Here is a 16,927-nt window from a genome sequence, read left to right on the forward strand (position 1 = left end):
CCTTCAGTTTATTGGGCATGGTGGCAAGCCACGGCGTGGTTCTTGCCGAAAAGGGTGTAATCCGGCGCTTTTTCGCGACAGAGATCGGTGGCGAGCGGGCAGCGGGTGTGAAACCGGCAGCCGGATGGCGGGTTGTGGGGGCTCGGCAGGTCGCCGGAAATGGGCGCTGCCTGCTTGCGGCGCGCGGGATCGGGAACGGCTGCGAGAAGCGCACGGGTATAGGGGTGTTTCGGCGAGGCCCAAAGCTCCGCGGTCGGCGCGCTTTCCACGATCTTGCCGAGATACATGACCAGAACGCGATCGGAAAAATAGCGTACGACCGAAAGGTCGTGGGATACGAAGAGATAGGACAACGAAAGCCGTTTCTTCATCTCCACCAGAAGGTTGAGGATCTGCGCCTGGATGGAAAGATCGAGCGCCGAGACAGGCTCGTCGCAGACGACCAGTTCCGGCTCGAGAACGAGCGCCCGGGCAATGCCGATGCGCTGGCGCTGGCCGCCGGAAAACTCGTGCGGATAGCGGTCGAGTGCATCAGGCGGCAGACCCACCTGCGCGACGATCGCCTCGACGATCTCCCGCTGTTGCTCCCTGTCGCCAATGCCGTGCACCTTCAACGGCCCGGTAAGGATGGTTCGCACCGTCTGGCGTGGATTGAGCGACGCGAATGGGTCCTGAAAGATCATCTGGATGCGGCGGCGGATGCCGCGCAGCTGCGACGACGACATCGCCGTGACATCGGCGCCCTTGAAGGTGATCCTGCCGGAAGTGGGCTCCACCAGCCGCATCAGCGACTTGCCGAGCGAGGATTTGCCGCAGCCTGATTCACCCACCAGCGCCACGGTCTCGCCCGCCTCGATGTCGAGCGACACATCGTCGACGGCGCGGACTGTTCCGCGTCCTCCCGAATAGTGGGTGGAAAGACTATGCACTGACAAGAGCGTCATCGGATACCTCTTGGGATGTGGGGGATACGAAGGGGCAGGCGGCGTAGCGGCCTTCCGAGACGAGCCTCAGCGGCGGTACGAACTGCCCGCAGAAACCGCGGGCGCTCGGACAGCGTGGCCGGAAGGCGCAGCCGCGCTCGCCCGTAGCGGAAACGATTGAACCCGGAATTTCGATGAGTGGCCCGTCGCGATAATGCTGGCCGTCTTCAGCGCGCGGAGAGGCAGCCAGCAGGCCGCGCGTATAGGGGTGGTAAGGATTGGAGAAAACCGGTTCAGGCAATCCTTCTTCCACCTTGCGGCCGGCATACATGACCATGACCCGATCGGCCCATTGCGCCACAATGCCAAGATCGTGGGTGATGAGGATGACGGCCATGTTGAGATCGCGGCGCAGATTGTCGAGCAGCTGCAGGATCTGCGCCTGTATCGTCACGTCGAGCGCGGTCGTCGCCTCGTCGGCGATCAGCAGTTTGGGATTGCAGGCAACGCCGATGGCGATCATGACGCGCTGGCGCATGCCGCCGGAAAGCTGGTGCGGATAATCGTCCACGCGGCGCTGAGCGTCGGGAATATTGACGAGGTCCAGAAGCTCGATGGCGCGTTTGCGCGCCTGGTGCCTGTCGATCCTTTCATGGATGCGCAGCACCTCGACGATCTGTTCGCCCACCGTCAGGACGGGGTTCAGCGATGTCATCGGTTCCTGAAAGATCATGCCGATATCGCGGCCGCGAATGCCGCGCCATTGCCGCTCGGAAAGCGGCAGGAGATCGCGGCCTTCGAGCAGAACACGCCCGCCGGTTTTTGCATGCGACGGCAACAGGCCGATCAGGCCGAGCGCAGTCAGCGATTTTCCCGAGCCGCTTTCGCCGACGATTGCCAGCATTTCGCCGGACTCCACATCGAAGCTGACGCCCTTGACCGGTTGGGCTGAGCCGAAGCTGACGGAGAGATCGTGGACTTCGATAAGTTTGCTCATCGGCGTTCCTCCGAAAAACGGGGGTTTAGCGCATCGTTGAGACCGTCGCTGATGAGGTTCAGCGAAATGACGGTGAAGACGATGGCGAGGCCGGGAAGGGCGGTCAGATACCAGGCGGTGCGAATGACGTCGCGTCCCGACCCGATCATCGAACCCCAGGAAACACGGTTGGGGTCGCCAAGTCCCATGAAGGAAAGGGCTGCTTCCATGAGGATCGCACCCGCCACCATGACGGAGGAGGTGACGATGATCGGCGGCAGGGCGTTGGGCAGAATTTCCTGAAACACGATACGCGCATGGCCATAACCGAGGCTTCGTGCGGCAAGCACATAGTCCTTCTCGCGGATGGCGCGGAATTCGGCGCGGGTCAGGCGCGCAACAAGTGGCCAGGTAATGATGCCGATTGCCGAGGTTACCGTGGTGACCGAAGGCTGGGCGATGGCGACGAGCACCACCAGCAGCACGAAGTTCGGCAATGTCTGGAAGATTTCGATGATCTTCACGAGAATATCGTCGATGACGCCACCGAAATAACCGGCGAAAGCACCAATTGTTATGCCGATCGTCAGCCCGATCAGGGTGGCAACGACACCGACGGTGAGCGAGATGCGTGCGCCGTGCACAATGCCCGCCAGCACATCACGCCCCATGGAATCGGTGCCGAGCGGATAGGCTGGATTCTGGCCGGGCCAGAGGAAGGGGCGGGCCACCATTTCCAGCGGATCGCCCGGATAGATCAGCGGGGCCGTGACAGCGGCGATGAGGACGGTGGCAAGGAACAGCAGCCCAACGATAGCGTTGGGATTGGTCAGGAAAATCTTCAGTTCCCGCCGCAAGCCGCGCCGCGGCACGGAGACGGAGCGGGCTGAAAGCGCGTCCGGCGCATGGATATAGGGCCAGACTTTTTCTTCAGGTTTTTTAGGTTTGGGATTGCTCTCTTCGGCACTGAGTTCGGCCGCGTCGAGAACTGCTGATGTCTGGGAGGAATTCATCGGCTTTCTCCGATGCGGGGGTCGAGCCATGCCTGCAACAGGTCCACGGCGGCATTGACAATGATGACGACAAGGGAAGACAGAAGCAGAATGCCGAGCAGCACGCTGAAATCGCGGGCCATGACGGCCTCGAAAGCAAGACGGCCAAGGCCTGGCCAGCTGAAGACGGTCTCGACCACGACCGCACCGCCCAGCAGGCCGCCAATATGCATGCCGGCCATGGTGGTGATCGGGATGAGCGCGTTGCGCAGAATATGGCGTGTGGTGAGCCGGAAGGGTGAAACGCCTTTTGCCCGTGCCGTGCGCACATAGTCCTGGGATTTGACTTCCAGCATCGCCGCGCGCGTGAGGCGGGCATAAATCGCCAGAAAATAAAGCGCCAGCGAAAGGGCGGGGAGAACGATATAGCGCAGCCTGTCCAGAAGGGCGTCGAGGCCGGTGAGGCTGCTGCCGATGGTGCTGTCGCCGCCAGACGGAAGCCAGCCGAGCTTGACCGAGAAGGTGAGGATAAGCATCAGGCCGATCCAGAAGCCCGGCACGGAATAAAAGATTAGCGAGCCAATCGAAATGATCCGGTCCGGCAGCTTGCCGGAAAAGAGCGCCATGATGGAGCCGAGGAAAACGCCGACGAAAATCGCAATGCCAAGTGCTGCTCCCATCAGCGCCAGCGTGCCGGGCAATCGCTGGCCGATAAGATCGGCGACCGGCATGCCGTAGCGGGGTGAAAAGCCGAGGCTGAACTGGGCCAGATTGCCGAGATAGTTCATGAGCTGATGGACGACCGGCAGGTCGAGCCCGAAGCGTGAGCGAATTTCGGCCATGGTCTCGACGGTCGCCGAACCCGCTTCCGCGGCCAGCACGTCAGCCGCATCACCAGGCGCCAGCTGCAGCAGGAAGAAGTTCAGGATGACGATACCGAGAACCGTCGGGACGGCCTGAATGGCCACCCGCCTTGCCTGCGATAAAATCCGTTTCGAATTCGACATCGGCTCCAGTCCATTCGCTTGAAAACATGAAATCGGCCCGTAAAGGCGTTGGTATTAGTTGACTAATTTTATGGAATTTGTCAAAGAGTAATAGAATTATTTTCTGAAATTTACGGAAAAATGCGCCATAAAGAAAAGATAATTCCTATTTATGAGAATGGTTGGTGCTTCATGCCAATCTCACTCTCGTCTGCGGAACAAACTTCTTCCCAAGCGCGGCCGTTCAGTTTTGCCGGTTTTTCGCCGGTTCAATTAAGGAGAGGTATCGCATGACTGTTTTCAACCAGACGACGCGCCGCGGATTTCTGCTGGCGTCGGTGGCGCTTGGCGTGGTGTCGTTGCCGGGGCTGAAGCTCAACGCAGCAGAGCCGGCAAGCGGCGGAACGGCCACTTTGCTCATCTCATCGGAGCCGCCGGTTCTGACGACGATCGCGCACACGGCCTATAATTCCGTCTACATATCGCCCAAGGTCACGGAAGGGCTGCTGACCTATGATTTCGACCTCAATCCCAAGCCGCTGCTGGCCAAATCATGGGATGTCAGCGGCGATGGCCTGCGTTACACCTTCAATCTGAGACCCGGTGTAAAATGGCATGACGGCAAGCCTTTCACATCTGCCGATGTGGCGTTCTCCATCAACACCATCAAGGAAGTGCATCCGCGCGGGCGCAATACCTTCCTGAACCTCACCAGTGTCGAGACCCCGGATGATCTGACGGCCGTGCTGGTTCTTTCCAAGCCTGCGCCGTATCTGATAACAGCGCTTGCCGCTGCTGAAACGCCTATCGTGCCCAAGCATCTTTATGAAGGCACGAAAGTTACCGAAAATCCCATCAATCTCGCGCCTGTTGGCACCGGCCCGTTCAAGTTCAAGGAGTGGGTGCGGGGCAGCCATATCGTTTTTGAGCGCAATGCCGATTACTGGGATGCGCCGCGCCCCTATCTCGACAAGCTGATTGTTCGCTTCATTCCTGATGCTTCGGCCCGGGCGATTGCCATCGAAACCGGTGAAATCGATCTCGCTCCGAGCACCCCGGTCGCCTATAGCGATCTCGACCGCCTGAAGGAACTACCGAGCCTCGGCTTCGAGACCAATGGCTATCAATATACCAATTCGATCAGCCGCGTGGAGTTCAACCTCGAGAAGGACGTGTTCAAGGATGTCCGCGTCCGCCGCGCCTTCGCGCATGTCATTGACCGTAACGTCATTTTCAACACGGTCAATTATGGCTATGGTGCGACGATTACCGGACCGATCAATCCGAAGCTGACGAAATGGTTCGTGGACGATCTGAAGACCTATCCGATCGATCTGAAGGCGGCCGAAGCGCTGCTGGACGAGGCGGGATACAAGCGCGGTGCGGATGGCATCCGTTTCAAGCTCAATCTGGACTATGTGCCGAGCACCGAGGCCTATCCGCGTGGCGCGGACTATATTCGCCAGGCGCTGGCGAAGGTCGGTGTGGATGTGACGGTGCGGACGCAGGATTTCGCCACCTATACCAAGCGCATCTACACGGATCGCGATTTCGATTTTGCCTATGAGGGCATGAGCAATCTCTTCGACCCGACCGTCGGTGTGCAGCGGCTATACTGGTCGAAAAACTTCAAGAAGGGCGTGCCCTTCTCAAATGGCGCCGCCTACAGCAACCCCAAGGTGGATGCGCTGCTGGAAGCTGCCGCTGTCGAGATCGATCCGGACAAGCGCGTCGCGCAATGGAAGGAAATACAGCAGATCCTCGTCGATGACGTTCCTGCCATCGACATCGTTGCGGCACCTGAAATCACCATCTTCAACAAGCGCATTGCCGATCACACGATCGGTGCCGAAGGCGTCGCGGGCAGCCTGGCCTTCGCGCATATCGCGGCATCCTGATCGTCTCGCCAGCCCCTGCCCGCCGTTTGCGGCGGGTAGGGATATCTCCCTTTCGTCGACGGGCACCGCAGCATCGCTTTCTGGTGTCATCGTTTTCATCGAGGCCAAAGCCATGAGCACGACACTTTCTGAAATCTGGTACACACGTTGCCCGGTGCCCACGCCCGTGGGGCTTGCGGCGCAGCTCGGTTATCTCGCACAGACCTTCGAGGATGTCGGAATATCGCTGAAATCCATCATCGATTCACCGGATCGTTCTGTGCGGCAGAGCCACTTCAACCACACGCTGGAATGGTCCTTCCGCCACGGCGGTAATGTGCCCCCTATCCGCGCCCGCTCGGAAGGGCGCAATACGCGTCTTATCGGCATTACCTGGACCGATGAGTTCCAGGCGATCATCACCCTTCCGGAAACCGGTATCCGCTCGCTTGCCGATCTCGTCGGCCGCCGTTTCGGTGTGCCGCGCAGACCTGATGGGATTGTCGATTTCATGCGAGCGACAGCATTGAAGGGAATCGTTTCGGCGCTTTCGCTGGAGGGCCGTAAGGTCGAGGATGTCGAGCTGAAGGATATCGTGATCAAGGATTCCGTGCTGGCGACACAGGAGGGACCATCCCTTTTCGGCCTGAAGCGGCGACAATCGTTCGGTGAGGAGATCATCGCGCTGTTGCGAGGTGAGGTCGATGCGATTTTCGTCAAGGGTACTGCCGGTATCGCCGCCGCGAACCTGATCGGCGCCGTGCAGGTGGCGGAATTCGGTTTTCACCCCGACCCGAAGATACGTATCAACTCCGGCTCTCCCCGCGTGCTGACAGTCGACGGTCGGCTTGCCGATGAGCGCCCCGATCTAGTGGAGCGGCTGGTTGCCGCCATTGCCAAAGCCTCGCTCTGGGCGGAGCAGCATCCGGAAGAGACCCGCCGTTTTATCGCGCGCGAGGCGGGTGCGACCGAAGAGCAGGTTCTGGCCGCCAACGGCCCGGATGTCCACCGCCATCTAGGTCTTAGCCTCGATGCGGACCTCGTCGCCGCCGTCGGCCATTACAAGGATTTCCTGCATCAATGGGGTTTCCTTGAAAACGACTTCGATCTCGCTGCGTGGATCGATGACCGTTTCGTCACGACCAGTGAAAGGGCGGTGGCATGAGCGGCGCTTTATCCGCCGTTCCGAGCCCGGAGCAGCACTTGAATCCCGTCGCCATCGCAACCGCGCTCGCCGAAGATTTCAGCCTGACTGCGGCGGAGTATGACAAAAGCGGCGAATTCGCCGCCGGTAATTTCGAGGCGCTTTTCAAGTCTGGCCTGCTTGGTCTCGTGACGGCTGAAAAGGACGGTGGCTGGGGGGAGGGCATGGAAACCGCGCATGCCGTCATCGCCGCCATTGCCAAGGGTGATCCGTCAACCGCCCTCATCCTTGCCATGCATTACAGCGTTCATGCTGCCATCCGGCGCGGCAGGTGGCCGGCAGATCTCGCGGCAAAGGTGCTGGCCGCCAATAACAGGGAGCGGGCGCTTCTGAACAATGCACAGGCAGAGCCGGGGATCGGTTCCCCGGCCCATGGCGGCCTGCCGGAAACGACGGCGCGGATCGAGGGCGATTTCTGGGTGGTCAATGGCCGCAAGAGCTTCGTCACCGGCCTGCCGGGTCTGAAATGGGCGATTGTACTTGCCGTCACGACGGAAGAGGTGCCGCGCCTGATCCAGCTTCTGGTCCCGCTCGATGCGCCGGGCATCGGCCGGGAAAAGGCATGGGAAGCGACCGGAATGTATGCCACCGCCAGCGACGATCTCCTGCTTGAGAATGTGAGGGTGCCGCTCGCCGATATCGTTGCCGAACAGCCGGCGGACGAGCCGTTGCGGCGGGATGAGGCGGACGGTTACAATTTCTTCGTGCTGCTGGCCTCCGTCTATCACGGTGTCGCGCTTTCGGCGCGTGACGCCCTCTTGCGCCATCTGACAGGCCATGTTCCGGCAAGCCTCGGCGCGCCGCTGTCATCCATTCCCCGTATTCAGGAAGGTCTGGGCGAGATCGAGGTGCTTCTTGCGGCCAACAGGCGTCTGCTCCGCTCCGTCGCGCGTGATGTCGATGCGGGTGAGAGGGTAGGCACGGATGCGCTCGCCGTTCGTCATGTGGTGATCGACAATGCGGTGGCGGTGACGGATCTGGCGCTGGAGCTTGGCGGCAATCGCGGCCTTCGCCGGGACTATAATCTCGAGCGGCATCACCGCGACGCCATAACGGCAAGGGCGCATGCGCCGCAAAGCCACATGATCCGAACTATCCTCGGCCGTCAGAGCATCAAGGCTGTTGGCGGCTGACCGTAGAAGACATGGGCGGCTTTGTTTGGCAGACCGCCCATGTTGACGCCGCCCGCATCAGTCCCGGAGTAGCGGCAACAGCTTGTCGCCCTGCCGTTCAATTTCCTGAAGATAGGGCGTGTCGGAAAGCACGAAATGGGTGATGCCAAGCGCGCGGTATTTGCGCAGCGACGCGGCGACGTCTTCCGCCGAACCGACGAGCCATGTCGTTGCGGCACCGCCTCCGCCAAATTTGCCGGGTGCGGTATAAAGATTGTCGTCCAGCACATCGCTCTGCGTGTGCAGATCCAGCAGGCGGCGCTGGCCGACTGCGACACCTTGCAGATGATCGTTCCAGCGCACGCCATTGTTCGCAGCCATCTCCGCCACCTTTGTTTCCGCATCGCGCCAAGCCTCAGCCGTGGTTTCGCGCACCAGCGTGGTGATCCGCAGACCGAATTGCAGCGGCGGCAGGTCACGGCCGAGGGTCTCACTGAAATGTCTGAGACGTTCGATCCTTTCGCGCACGCCGGCGAGCGGTTCGCCCCAGAAGAGCTGGACATCGGCTTCAGTTGCGGCAACCTGTTCGGCGGCCTCGGACGCGCCGCCGAAATAAAGTTTGGGATGTGGCCGTCCGGCACTCTCGCTGATACGCGGCGAGACGGTGGAGTTCTTGACCCGGAAATGGTCGCCATTGAAAGTGACGTTTTCCTCAGTCCAGAGCCGCCGCACCAGCCGCATGAACTCCTTCGTGCGCGCATAACGCTGCGCCTGATCGCCTTCTTCGTCGCCATAGGCCGCAAGCTCGTCCCGGCCGGAAACGACATTGATTCGTACCCGGCCACCAGAAAGCTGATCGAGCGTGGCGGCGGCCGATGCGAGATTGGCCGGCTTCCAGTAGCCGGGGCGGATAGCGATCAGTGGCTCGAAAGTGGTGGTACGCGCGGTAAGCGACGCCGCAACCGTAAAGGTATCCGGACGCCCCCAGCCGGTGCCGATCAACGCGCCCTTCCAGCCATGGTTTTCCAGCGCCCTGGCATGGGTAGTTAAAGTATCGAGGCTGTTGTGGTTTTCGCTGACGGCGTCGCCCCGATGTCCGGGTTTGACGTCATTGGGGATGTACCAGAGAAATTCGCTCGTGCTGCTCACATTATCCGCCTGAATTTTCGCTTTATGTCGCGGTGGAATGGCCCTGCCGAGGCTCGGCATCTGCCATTTTGGGGTTCGGGAGGTTGAGGTCTCCGATAGTGCGAGAATGACAAACCGGCGGCGGCACGGCCAAGCAGCGGCGTTTCTTTTCGGATGCGGCAGAGGAAAAGCTTTCCGCGTCTTTTGCTCAATTAGAACATATTTTCTATGGAAAATATTTTAGGCAATGATTCCACATGCGCAGTTTTGAGGCCCGCTGCCGAGGACGTATTTTTTGCCAGAGCGGAATTGTATGGATCGATTTTTCTCGAGTTCGGAAAAGCTGAGCAAGGCAATAGTCGACTAAAATTGCGAAATTCACCATTCTTGGCACACCCCGCCCGCAAACCACGGAGTAGGCATGTGTACCACCTTGATTGTCCCCGGCCTCAACGGTTCGGATGAGGGGCATTGGCAGCGGCACTGGCTGCTGGAAGATTCGGAGGCGCAGCTGGTCGATCAGCAGAATTGGGAATGCCCGGTTCTTGAAGACTGGCTTGAGCGTCTGGAAGCGGCGCTCGCCGCAACCGAAAGCGCCTATATTGTCGCCCACAGCCTGGGTTGCCTGCTTGTCGCCAATATGGCGACACGACCCGTGGCCAGCAAAATCAGGGGTGCGCTTCTGGTGGCGCCCGCCCATCTCGACAGAGTGGAGGCAATGCATCCATGCATCGTCCGCTTCGGCGCATTTCCTCGGTCGCCGCTCGCCTTCCCCAGTCTCGTCGTAGGTAGCATGAACGACCCCTATATGAACCCGGACGAGTTAGCCCGCACCGCTGCTTACTGGGGAAGCGATATCGTCAATCTCGGCTCGGTTGGACACATCAATATTGCCGCCGGTTTCGGCCGGTGGTCCGAGGGCTATGCTCTTTTCGCACGCCTGAAAGCGGCGTCCGAAATCAAGGCCAGCAGATCGAAGAAGCGCGGATCACCCGTTCTGCACGGTGCGCTGCTGCAGGGTGATGCCGGCGCTCTATAGTCTTTTCGTCCCAAGTCCGTGCTTTGAGCGGCCATCGTGTCGGTGCCATTGCGATGACCCCTTTATTGGCGGTTCGAAACGGAATTTTTCCCGCTGCCGCAACCTTAGTCCACGTTTGCCGGCAATCCGCCAATTATAGAATAGTAATTTTATGGAAAATATTGACCAATTTGGGCGCTCGCCGGAGGATAGAGCGAATTGACCAAAGGAGGCGCACATGCCGCAGGGACTTCATGCGTTTACTGTCGATCTGTTCGGTCTGGCCAGGCGTAGGCCGCGAGGGGATGATCAGGGCAGGCTCCAGCCGCTGGATCATTCCGGTCGTATCAAGCGGGAAAAGAGCGATCTCGACCTTGAGCGGGAAGAGATTTACGAAATGAATTTCGCGATGCTCGGACTTTATCCGGTCCTCTGACACAGGGAGGCGAAAGGTTTGTTTTCGCTTCCCAGACCCATTTCCCAGCGGAGATAAACTCTCCTTGCGGCACGGAAATTGGAACAAAATTTCTTAAACGCGGCGGGGAATTGGCTACCCTTTTAGTACCCAGCCGAATTGCCCGATGGGCGGATTGCAAAGGACCTGTCGATGAGTACAGCTGACAAACCACTCGATTTTCTGTGGTTCATACCCACCTCAGGCGACGGCAGCTATCTTGGCTCCGACGATCTGTCACGTCCCGCCGATCCCGGCTATTTTCGGGAAATAGCGCAGGCTGCGGATCGGCTCGGTTATTCCGGGGTGCTTATTCCCACCGGCGTCGCCTGCGAGGAATCCTTCATCCTCGCGGCCAATCTCGCCGCCTATACCGAGAAACTGAAATTCCTCGTCGCTATCCGTCCGGGCGTTGCCTCGCCGGCCTATTATGCGCGGCTGGCCTCCACGCTGGACCGTGTTTCCCATGGTCGGCTGCTTCTCAACATCGTCGTTGGCGGCAGCGCGCAGGAGCTGGCTGGTGATGGCATCTTCCTGCCGCACGACGAGCGTTACGACCACGCTGACGAGTTCTTCCAGGTGTTCAATTCGTTGATCGAAACTGGCAAGGGAGATCTCGACGGCAAATATATCAAGGCACAGGGTGCCAGGCTCGGCCTGCCACCGGTGCAGGAACCGCGTCCGCCGCTTTATTTCGGCGGCTCCTCCGATGCCGGGATCGAGTTCTCGGCCGGTATCACCGACAAGTATCTGACCTGGGGTGAGCCGCCGGCACAGGTGGCGGAAAAAATCGCCAAGGTTCGCGCCGCCGCAGCGAAAAAAGGGCGAGAAGTGACATTCGGCATTCGCCTGCATTTCATCGTGCGCGAAACCGATGAGGAGGCCTGGGCCGATGCGGACAAACTGATTTCCAAGCTTTCCGACGAAACCATCGCTTCCGCTCAGGAGGCCTTCTTAAAGGCGTCGGATTCGGTCGGTCAGGCAAGGATGCGGGCGCTGCATAATGGCCGGCGTGACCAGCTTGAAGTCTCTCCGAACTTGTGGGCGGGAATCGGTCTTGTCCGCTCTGGCGCCGGCACCGCGCTGGTGGGTTCGCCGAAGACAGTTGCGGCGCGGCTGCGGGAGTATCAGGCGCTGGGCATCGATACCGTCATCGCATCGGGCTATCCGCATCTGGAGGAAGCCTACCGTCTATCCGAATTGCTGTTTCCGGAAATCGGGCTTGATGGGCCACGTAATCAGATCCGTTCGTCTTTCGGCACGAAACAGGTTTTCGGCGGCGGCGGCCACGGCGGTAACGTCAAGCTGGTATCCGGCTCGTGATCAATCGCCGGAAGGCAGGCGGCCCTGTCTTCCGGTTAGCCTTTCCTATGGGCGTCATTCGGCGGAGCGTTCACGGGAGAGCGGCATATAAAACATTATTTCCATAGAATATAAGTATTATGGAAAACGATGTCTATTTCACGCCCCGCCGCCGCTGCTAACTATTGAGCAACAAGCTGTTTTCAGGAGCGATCGATGACATTGCAATATGCGGCCAAGGATCAACAATTCATCAATCTCCGCGATCCCGTCTCTGGCAAGGCGCCGGATGCCGATAGCCTTAAGGCGGCGCTCAGGACGCTGGGCGGCGGTGTCAGCGTCATTACGGCGGGCGAGGGTGATGCGCGCACGGGTGCTACGGTAACATCCGCCACCGCCCTGTCGGTCGATCCGCCAAGAATTCTGGTTGCGCTCAACCGCTCCTCCTCCACATGGCCTGTGGTGCAGCGCTTCGGCCATCTGGCGGTGAATATTATCGGCCCGAACCATCAGTTCATCGCCAACCAGTTTGCCGGTGTTGGCGGTCTGAAAGGTGTGGACCGTTATCGCGGCGCGGAATGGACCCGTCTGGCGAGCGGCGCGCCCATCCTCGAGGACGCCGTTGCCGCGATCGATTGCACCATCGAGGAGGCGATCGAGCGCCACAGCCACGTCATCATTATCGGCAAGGTGGAGGCGATCCGCATCGGATCGGGTCACTCGCTGGTCTATCAAAACGGCCGTTATCATTCGCTGGACTGAGCTCCGGCCTTTCCGGCGCTTTCACTGGGTCATTCTTTGAGGGAGTTGAGCATGGGATCTGTCACGCCGCTCGGCGAAAGAATTCGTTTCGTGTCCCCGCGTCTCGGCGCGGATGGGGATGTACTGACCGTTGCCCGGACGATTGCCGAAAAATGCGCGGTGGAAAGTGCCGCACAAATCCACGCGCGGATTGCCCGTTCCGGCCTTCTCGCCCTCTCCGTTCCAAACGATCTGGGCGGGGCGGACATCACTAACGACGTTCTCTCGCAAGCTCTCTCGATTATTTCCGCGGCGGATGCGGAGGCGGCGCATGCGCTTGCCGAACACTTCACGGCGCTCGAATTCATCAGGAACGCCGGTAGCGAAGAGCAGCGCAAAACCCTCTTCGCCCGCCTCGATCTTGGTGAGACTTTTGCGCTTGCCTCATCTGACGCCGGCGTGGATCAGGCGGTTCTGTTGACTGGCGACGACTATGGCTTGCGGCTGCCCGATGACATTGCCCGATCTGTTACCTCAGATGCAGACTGGATCGTTGTCCCGGCAGTCAACGCGGCAGGGCAGGCCGTGCTCGTTGTTCTTCGCAATCGCCCGGATACATCATGGGACGGCCTGCTGCGCGCCGATCAGGTCGCGTTTCTTGCGCAGGGCGCTGGAAATCTGGCAGCCTCCGTTTTCATCCTTCTGAAGGCCGCCGTGGCTCTGGGTGAGAAACAGCGTGAGCTTTCAGCGTTGCTGATTGACAGATTGGCCGAGGAAGGTGATGCGCGCCCCCTTATCGGCGAAATATTTCTCGCAATCGAATTGCTGAAGGCACAGATTTCCCGCCTCGCGGCCAATATCGATGCGGCGCAGGTGGGGGCGGAAAGCGTGACCTTTCGCTCTGTCCGCAACAATGCCATCACGCTGGAAATTCTAATGGCCCGTCTCGGACTTATCGATGGTGCAAGCGAATCCGGGCTGATTGCGACCCTGGGAGACGATCTGCGCCGGCAGTAAACCGCGCTTATTCGCCTGCCGGAATAAATTGCGCGTCTTGTCCGCCTTTTGCCACGAATTGTGCGAGCGTCATATTGTCCAGGATTGTTGCGATGGCGTCCCGCACGTCCGTCATCGAAACCCTGACCTGACAGGTCTCGGGATCGTCGCAGTCGTCGCAGGCTTCAAAAGCGGTGCGGCTGGCACAGCGGATGGGTGCCAAGGGCCCGTCCAGCGTGCGGATGACCTGCCCGATCATGATTTCCGATGGCATTTTCGACAGCGAATAACCGCCATTCGGTCCCTTCTTGGAACGCAGAATGCCGCTGTTGCGCAGTTCCAGAAGAATAGTATCCAGAAATTTTTTCGGAATATTGTTGCGGGTTGCAATCTCGGTCACAAAGGCGGTCTCGCCCTGGGGCAACCGCGCCAGATCGACAAGAGCCTTCAGTCCGTATTTGCCTTTTTTGGTCAACATCGCATGATCCGCAAAGAGGGCCAGCACCTTCTGAGTGCCGGGTTATGGTGTTCTCAACTTACTAAGTAGTTTTTACCGAATTCCCGCGCAAGTCCGTTTCGTCCCGGCTCGATGCACAAAGCGGCTTTACACCATCGTTTTTCGCCCTGTTTCCTCATCGTTTCGGATTGCTTTGCCAAAGACGCCTGCCGAAACCATAGCGGGAAATAATATTTTCTCTGATCGCGTCGCAACGTGGAACGAACGTCCTTTATTACTATATAAAAACAGTAGACAAAGTATGCATCAAAAGACGTGCGAGGTGATGATGTATACTCTCAGTTTGCTGGACAAGAGCCCTGTTCCAACGGGTGAGAACGCGGCAAGCGCGTTCCGCGACACGATCAATCTCGCCAAACGCGCCGAAGAACTGGGCTATCGTCGATTCTGGGTGGCAGAACATCACAATTCGCCGGAGCTTGCCGGTTCCGCGCCGGAAGCGCTGGTTGCATGGATTCTGGCGAAGACCTCTCGTATCCGCGTCGGCTCGGGCGGCGTGATGCTGCAGCATTACAGCCCCTACAAGGTCGCCGAGGTTTTCAACGTGTTGTCGTCGCTCGCCCCCGGTCGGGTCGATCTCGGCGTCGGCAAGACACCGGGCGGGCTGCCGCTTGCGACGTCTGCCCTACAGCAGGCCTATGATCCCGCCCGCAAGCCGGATTTCGAAACGGCTTTTGGTGAACTTACCACGTTTCTCTCCGGTGCCGCGCCGCAGGGGCATGCGCAGGCCGGGTTGCAGGCAACACCGGTGCCGCCGGTTGCGGTGGAACGGTTTCTGCTCGGTGCCAGCCCGGAAAGCGCAAGGCTTGCAGCTTCCAAAGGATGGAATTTCGTCTTTGCCGGCCACCTCAATGGTGATCCGGAGGTTCTTCGCAGCAGCCTCTCGGCTTTCCGTGAGGAGAGCGGCGGCAGGGCGCCGATCCTTGCCCTCTCCGTCTTTGCCGCCAGTGATCCCGACCATGCGGCGCGTCAGGTGGAAGGTCAGCGCATCTACCGGGTGTTCCTCAGCGACGGCAAGGCGTTCAACCTTGGCCGCCGTGAACAGGCGGAAGAATTCGCCCGCCAGTCCGGCGATACCGATTATCGCATCGAGGAGCGTAAGCCCAACGTCCTGCATGGCGGGCCGGACGATATTCACAAGGCGCTGCGTGCGCTTTCCGATGAGCACGGTATCGAGGAATTCATCGTGGAGCCGCCGCATGTGGGGGCCGATCAGAGGCTCGCCTCGATCGAATTGCTGGCCACACACCGCCTTTCCAGGGCCGCGTGAACTTGTCCTCAGGAGGAAATGACATGACGAAAAAGACAATCCGTTTCGGCATCATGCTCCAGGGCCCCGGCGGGCACATGAACGCCTGGCGGCACCCGAAAAGCCTTGTTGATGCCAGCGTCAACTTCGATTTCTTCAGGAAGAACGCGCTGAAGGCAGAAGCCGCCGGCATCGCCTTCGCCTTCGTTGCCGACGGGCTTTACATCAACGACAAGTCCATTCCGCATTTCCTCAACCGGTTCGAGCCTTTGACCATCCTTTCGGCGCTCGCCTCCGTCACCTCGAAGATCGGTCTTGCCGGCACGGTTTCGACCTCCTACAGCGAGCCCTTCACCATTGCGCGCCAGTTCGCCTCGCTTGATCTTTTGAGCGGTGGCAGGGCCGGCTGGAATGCAGTAACGACGCCACTCGAAGGTACGGCGAGGAACTACAGCCGCAACCATCCCGAACATGCGCTGCGTTACGAGATCGCCGATGAATATCTGGAGGTGATCAAGGGCCTGTGGGACAGCTGGGACGACGATGCCTTCGTGCGTAACCGCGAGACGGGACAGTTCTTCGACAGGCAAAAACTCCACACGCTCGGCCACAAGGGTCGCTTCTTCCAGGTGGAAGGTCCGCTGAACATCCAGCGTTCGCCGCAGGGGCAGCCGGTGATTTTCCAGGCGGGGTCTTCGGATGCCGGTATCGGGCTTGCGGGCAAACATGCCGACGCCGTTTTTACTAATTCTGCATCGCTCGAGGAAAACCAAACATTCCTCAAGCGCGTGAAGCAGAGTGCTGTCGCGCAGGGCAGATCCGCAGCCGACGTGAAGATTTTCCCTGGCATCGGGCCGATTGTGGGCGAGACGCAGGAGGAGGCGGAAGCGAAATACAACATCATCCGCAACCTCATCACCATCGAGGATGCGCTCGCCTATCTCGGCCGTTTCTTCGACCACCACGACTTCAGTGTCTATCCGCTGGATGAGCCTTTCCCCGAACTTGGCGAGATCGGCAAGAACAGCTTCCGTTCGACGACCGACCGCATCAAGCGCCGTGCGAAGGAAAAAAACCAGACGTTGCGCGAAGCGGCACTGGAGGCGGCGACCCCGCGCGAAGGTTTCATCGGAACTCCGGACAAGGTGGCGGACGAGATCATCCGCTGGGTGGAGCACGATGCGGCCGACGGTTTCATTCTGGGCTTCCCGGTGATTGCCGAAGGGCTGGATGATTTCATCCGCCTCGTCATACCGGTGCTGCAACGGCGCGGATATTTCGAACCGCATCTGGAAGGCAGGACGCTGCGTGAGCATCTCGGCCTGCCTTTCAAGGACAGCATCTATTCCCACGCTGAAAGCGGTTCCAGCAAGGCGATCGCATAAAAGCGGGGTCGGGCGGCAGCCATTGCCGCCCGGAGAGAATTTCAAGGTGCTGTGCGGGTAAAGCGCA

General features: G+C 59.6%; 16 protein-coding genes. 10 read left to right on the forward strand and 6 right to left on the reverse strand.

Annotation, left to right across the window (positions count from 1 at the left end; all coding sequences use genetic code 11):
* Nucleotides 1-8 precede the first annotated feature (8 nt).
* Genes QE432_RS06535 through QE432_RS06550 form a run of 4 tightly spaced genes read right to left on the reverse strand, consistent with a single transcriptional unit; the run spans nt 9 to nt 3,898 of the window.
* Nucleotides 9-944 (reverse strand): ABC transporter ATP-binding protein, encoded by a 936-nt coding sequence (locus QE432_RS06535; RefSeq protein ID WP_065687802.1) that lies wholly within the window; start codon nt 942-944, stop codon nt 9-11.
* Nucleotides 922-1,920 carry an ABC transporter ATP-binding protein gene (locus tag QE432_RS06540; protein WP_003511115.1) on the reverse strand — a complete coding sequence of 333 codons (999 nt, stop codon included), beginning with the start codon at nt 1,918-1,920 and terminating at the stop codon, nt 922-924. The genes QE432_RS06535 and QE432_RS06540 overlap by 23 nt, the downstream gene beginning before the upstream one ends.
* Nucleotides 1,917-2,912, reverse strand: coding sequence for an ABC transporter permease (locus tag QE432_RS06545; RefSeq protein ID WP_003511114.1), 996 nt, complete (start codon nt 2,910-2,912; stop codon nt 1,917-1,919). Before QE432_RS06545 ends, QE432_RS06540 begins: the two co-directional genes overlap by 4 nt.
* Nucleotides 2,909-3,898: an ABC transporter permease gene (locus QE432_RS06550; protein WP_065687801.1), complete on the reverse strand. Its 990-nt coding sequence runs from the start codon at nt 3,896-3,898 to the stop codon at nt 2,909-2,911. The genes QE432_RS06545 and QE432_RS06550 overlap by 4 nt, the downstream gene beginning before the upstream one ends.
* A gap of 269 nt (nt 3,899-4,167) precedes the next feature.
* Between QE432_RS06550 and QE432_RS06555 the strand changes: the two genes are divergently transcribed.
* The 3 genes from QE432_RS06555 to QE432_RS06565 all read left to right on the forward strand — a co-directional run bounded on the left by QE432_RS06555 (nt 4,168) and on the right by QE432_RS06565 (nt 8,091).
* Nucleotides 4,168-5,775, forward strand: coding sequence for an ABC transporter substrate-binding protein (locus QE432_RS06555; protein WP_065687800.1), 1,608 nt, complete (start codon nt 4,168-4,170; stop codon nt 5,773-5,775).
* A 112-nt stretch (nt 5,776-5,887) separates the two neighbouring features.
* Nucleotides 5,888-6,919 carry an ABC transporter substrate-binding protein gene (locus tag QE432_RS06560; RefSeq protein WP_065688005.1) on the forward strand — a complete coding sequence of 344 codons (1,032 nt, stop codon included), beginning with the start codon at nt 5,888-5,890 and terminating at the stop codon, nt 6,917-6,919.
* The gene (locus tag QE432_RS06565) at nt 6,916-8,091 is read left to right on the forward strand and encodes an acyl-CoA dehydrogenase family protein (protein ID WP_065687799.1); all 1,176 of its coding nucleotides are present in this window, start codon (nt 6,916-6,918) and stop codon (nt 8,089-8,091) included. Before QE432_RS06560 ends, QE432_RS06565 begins: the two co-directional genes overlap by 4 nt.
* A gap of 57 nt (nt 8,092-8,148) precedes the next feature.
* On the opposite strand, the gene QE432_RS06570 is transcribed toward QE432_RS06565, so the two are convergent.
* Complete coding sequence (locus tag QE432_RS06570; RefSeq protein WP_065688004.1) at nt 8,149-9,219, reverse strand: LLM class flavin-dependent oxidoreductase; 1,071 nt, start codon at nt 9,217-9,219, stop codon at nt 8,149-8,151.
* Between the two features lie 400 nt (nt 9,220-9,619).
* Here QE432_RS06570 and QE432_RS06575 point away from each other — a divergent pair, with 400 nt between their 5' ends.
* The 5 genes from QE432_RS06575 (at nt 9,620) to QE432_RS06595 (ending at nt 13,730) form a co-directional block, all read left to right on the forward strand.
* A complete protein-coding gene (locus QE432_RS06575) occupies nt 9,620-10,237 on the forward strand; it encodes an alpha/beta hydrolase (protein ID WP_065687798.1) in 618 nt (205 codons plus the stop codon).
* 217 nt (nt 10,238-10,454) lie between these two features.
* Nucleotides 10,455-10,652 (forward strand): hypothetical protein, encoded by a 198-nt coding sequence (locus tag QE432_RS06580; RefSeq protein WP_003511101.1) that lies wholly within the window; start codon nt 10,455-10,457, stop codon nt 10,650-10,652.
* A gap of 171 nt (nt 10,653-10,823) precedes the next feature.
* Nucleotides 10,824-11,993 carry an FMNH2-dependent alkanesulfonate monooxygenase gene (gene ssuD, locus QE432_RS06585; protein ID WP_003511099.1) on the forward strand — a complete coding sequence of 390 codons (1,170 nt, stop codon included), beginning with the start codon at nt 10,824-10,826 and terminating at the stop codon, nt 11,991-11,993.
* Between the two features lie 195 nt (nt 11,994-12,188).
* Complete coding sequence (locus tag QE432_RS06590; RefSeq protein ID WP_003511097.1) at nt 12,189-12,734, forward strand: flavin reductase family protein; 546 nt, start codon at nt 12,189-12,191, stop codon at nt 12,732-12,734.
* Nucleotides 12,735-12,785: 51 nt separating this feature from the next.
* Nucleotides 12,786-13,730 (forward strand): acyl-CoA dehydrogenase family protein, encoded by a 945-nt coding sequence (locus tag QE432_RS06595; RefSeq protein WP_065687797.1) that lies wholly within the window; start codon nt 12,786-12,788, stop codon nt 13,728-13,730.
* A 7-nt stretch (nt 13,731-13,737) separates the two neighbouring features.
* Here the strand turns inward: QE432_RS06595 and QE432_RS06600 are convergent, their stop codons facing one another.
* The gene (locus QE432_RS06600; RefSeq protein WP_003511094.1) at nt 13,738-14,187 is read right to left on the reverse strand and encodes an RrF2 family transcriptional regulator; all 450 of its coding nucleotides are present in this window, start codon (nt 14,185-14,187) and stop codon (nt 13,738-13,740) included.
* 304 nt (nt 14,188-14,491) lie between these two features.
* Between QE432_RS06600 and QE432_RS06605 the strand changes: the two genes are divergently transcribed.
* Both QE432_RS06605 and QE432_RS06610 read left to right on the forward strand, forming a co-directional pair.
* Nucleotides 14,492-15,496, forward strand: a complete 1,005-nt coding sequence (locus QE432_RS06605) for an LLM class flavin-dependent oxidoreductase (protein WP_065687796.1) — start codon at nt 14,492-14,494, stop codon at nt 15,494-15,496.
* A 23-nt stretch (nt 15,497-15,519) separates the two neighbouring features.
* The gene (locus QE432_RS06610; RefSeq protein ID WP_065687795.1) at nt 15,520-16,860 is read left to right on the forward strand and encodes an LLM class flavin-dependent oxidoreductase; all 1,341 of its coding nucleotides are present in this window, start codon (nt 15,520-15,522) and stop codon (nt 16,858-16,860) included.
* The last annotated feature ends 67 nt before the right edge of the window (nt 16,861-16,927 follow it).

It is taken from the genome of Agrobacterium sp. SORGH_AS_0745 (assembly GCF_030818995.1).
In the GTDB taxonomy this organism is placed as follows: domain Bacteria; phylum Pseudomonadota; class Alphaproteobacteria; order Rhizobiales; family Rhizobiaceae; genus Agrobacterium; species Agrobacterium tumefaciens.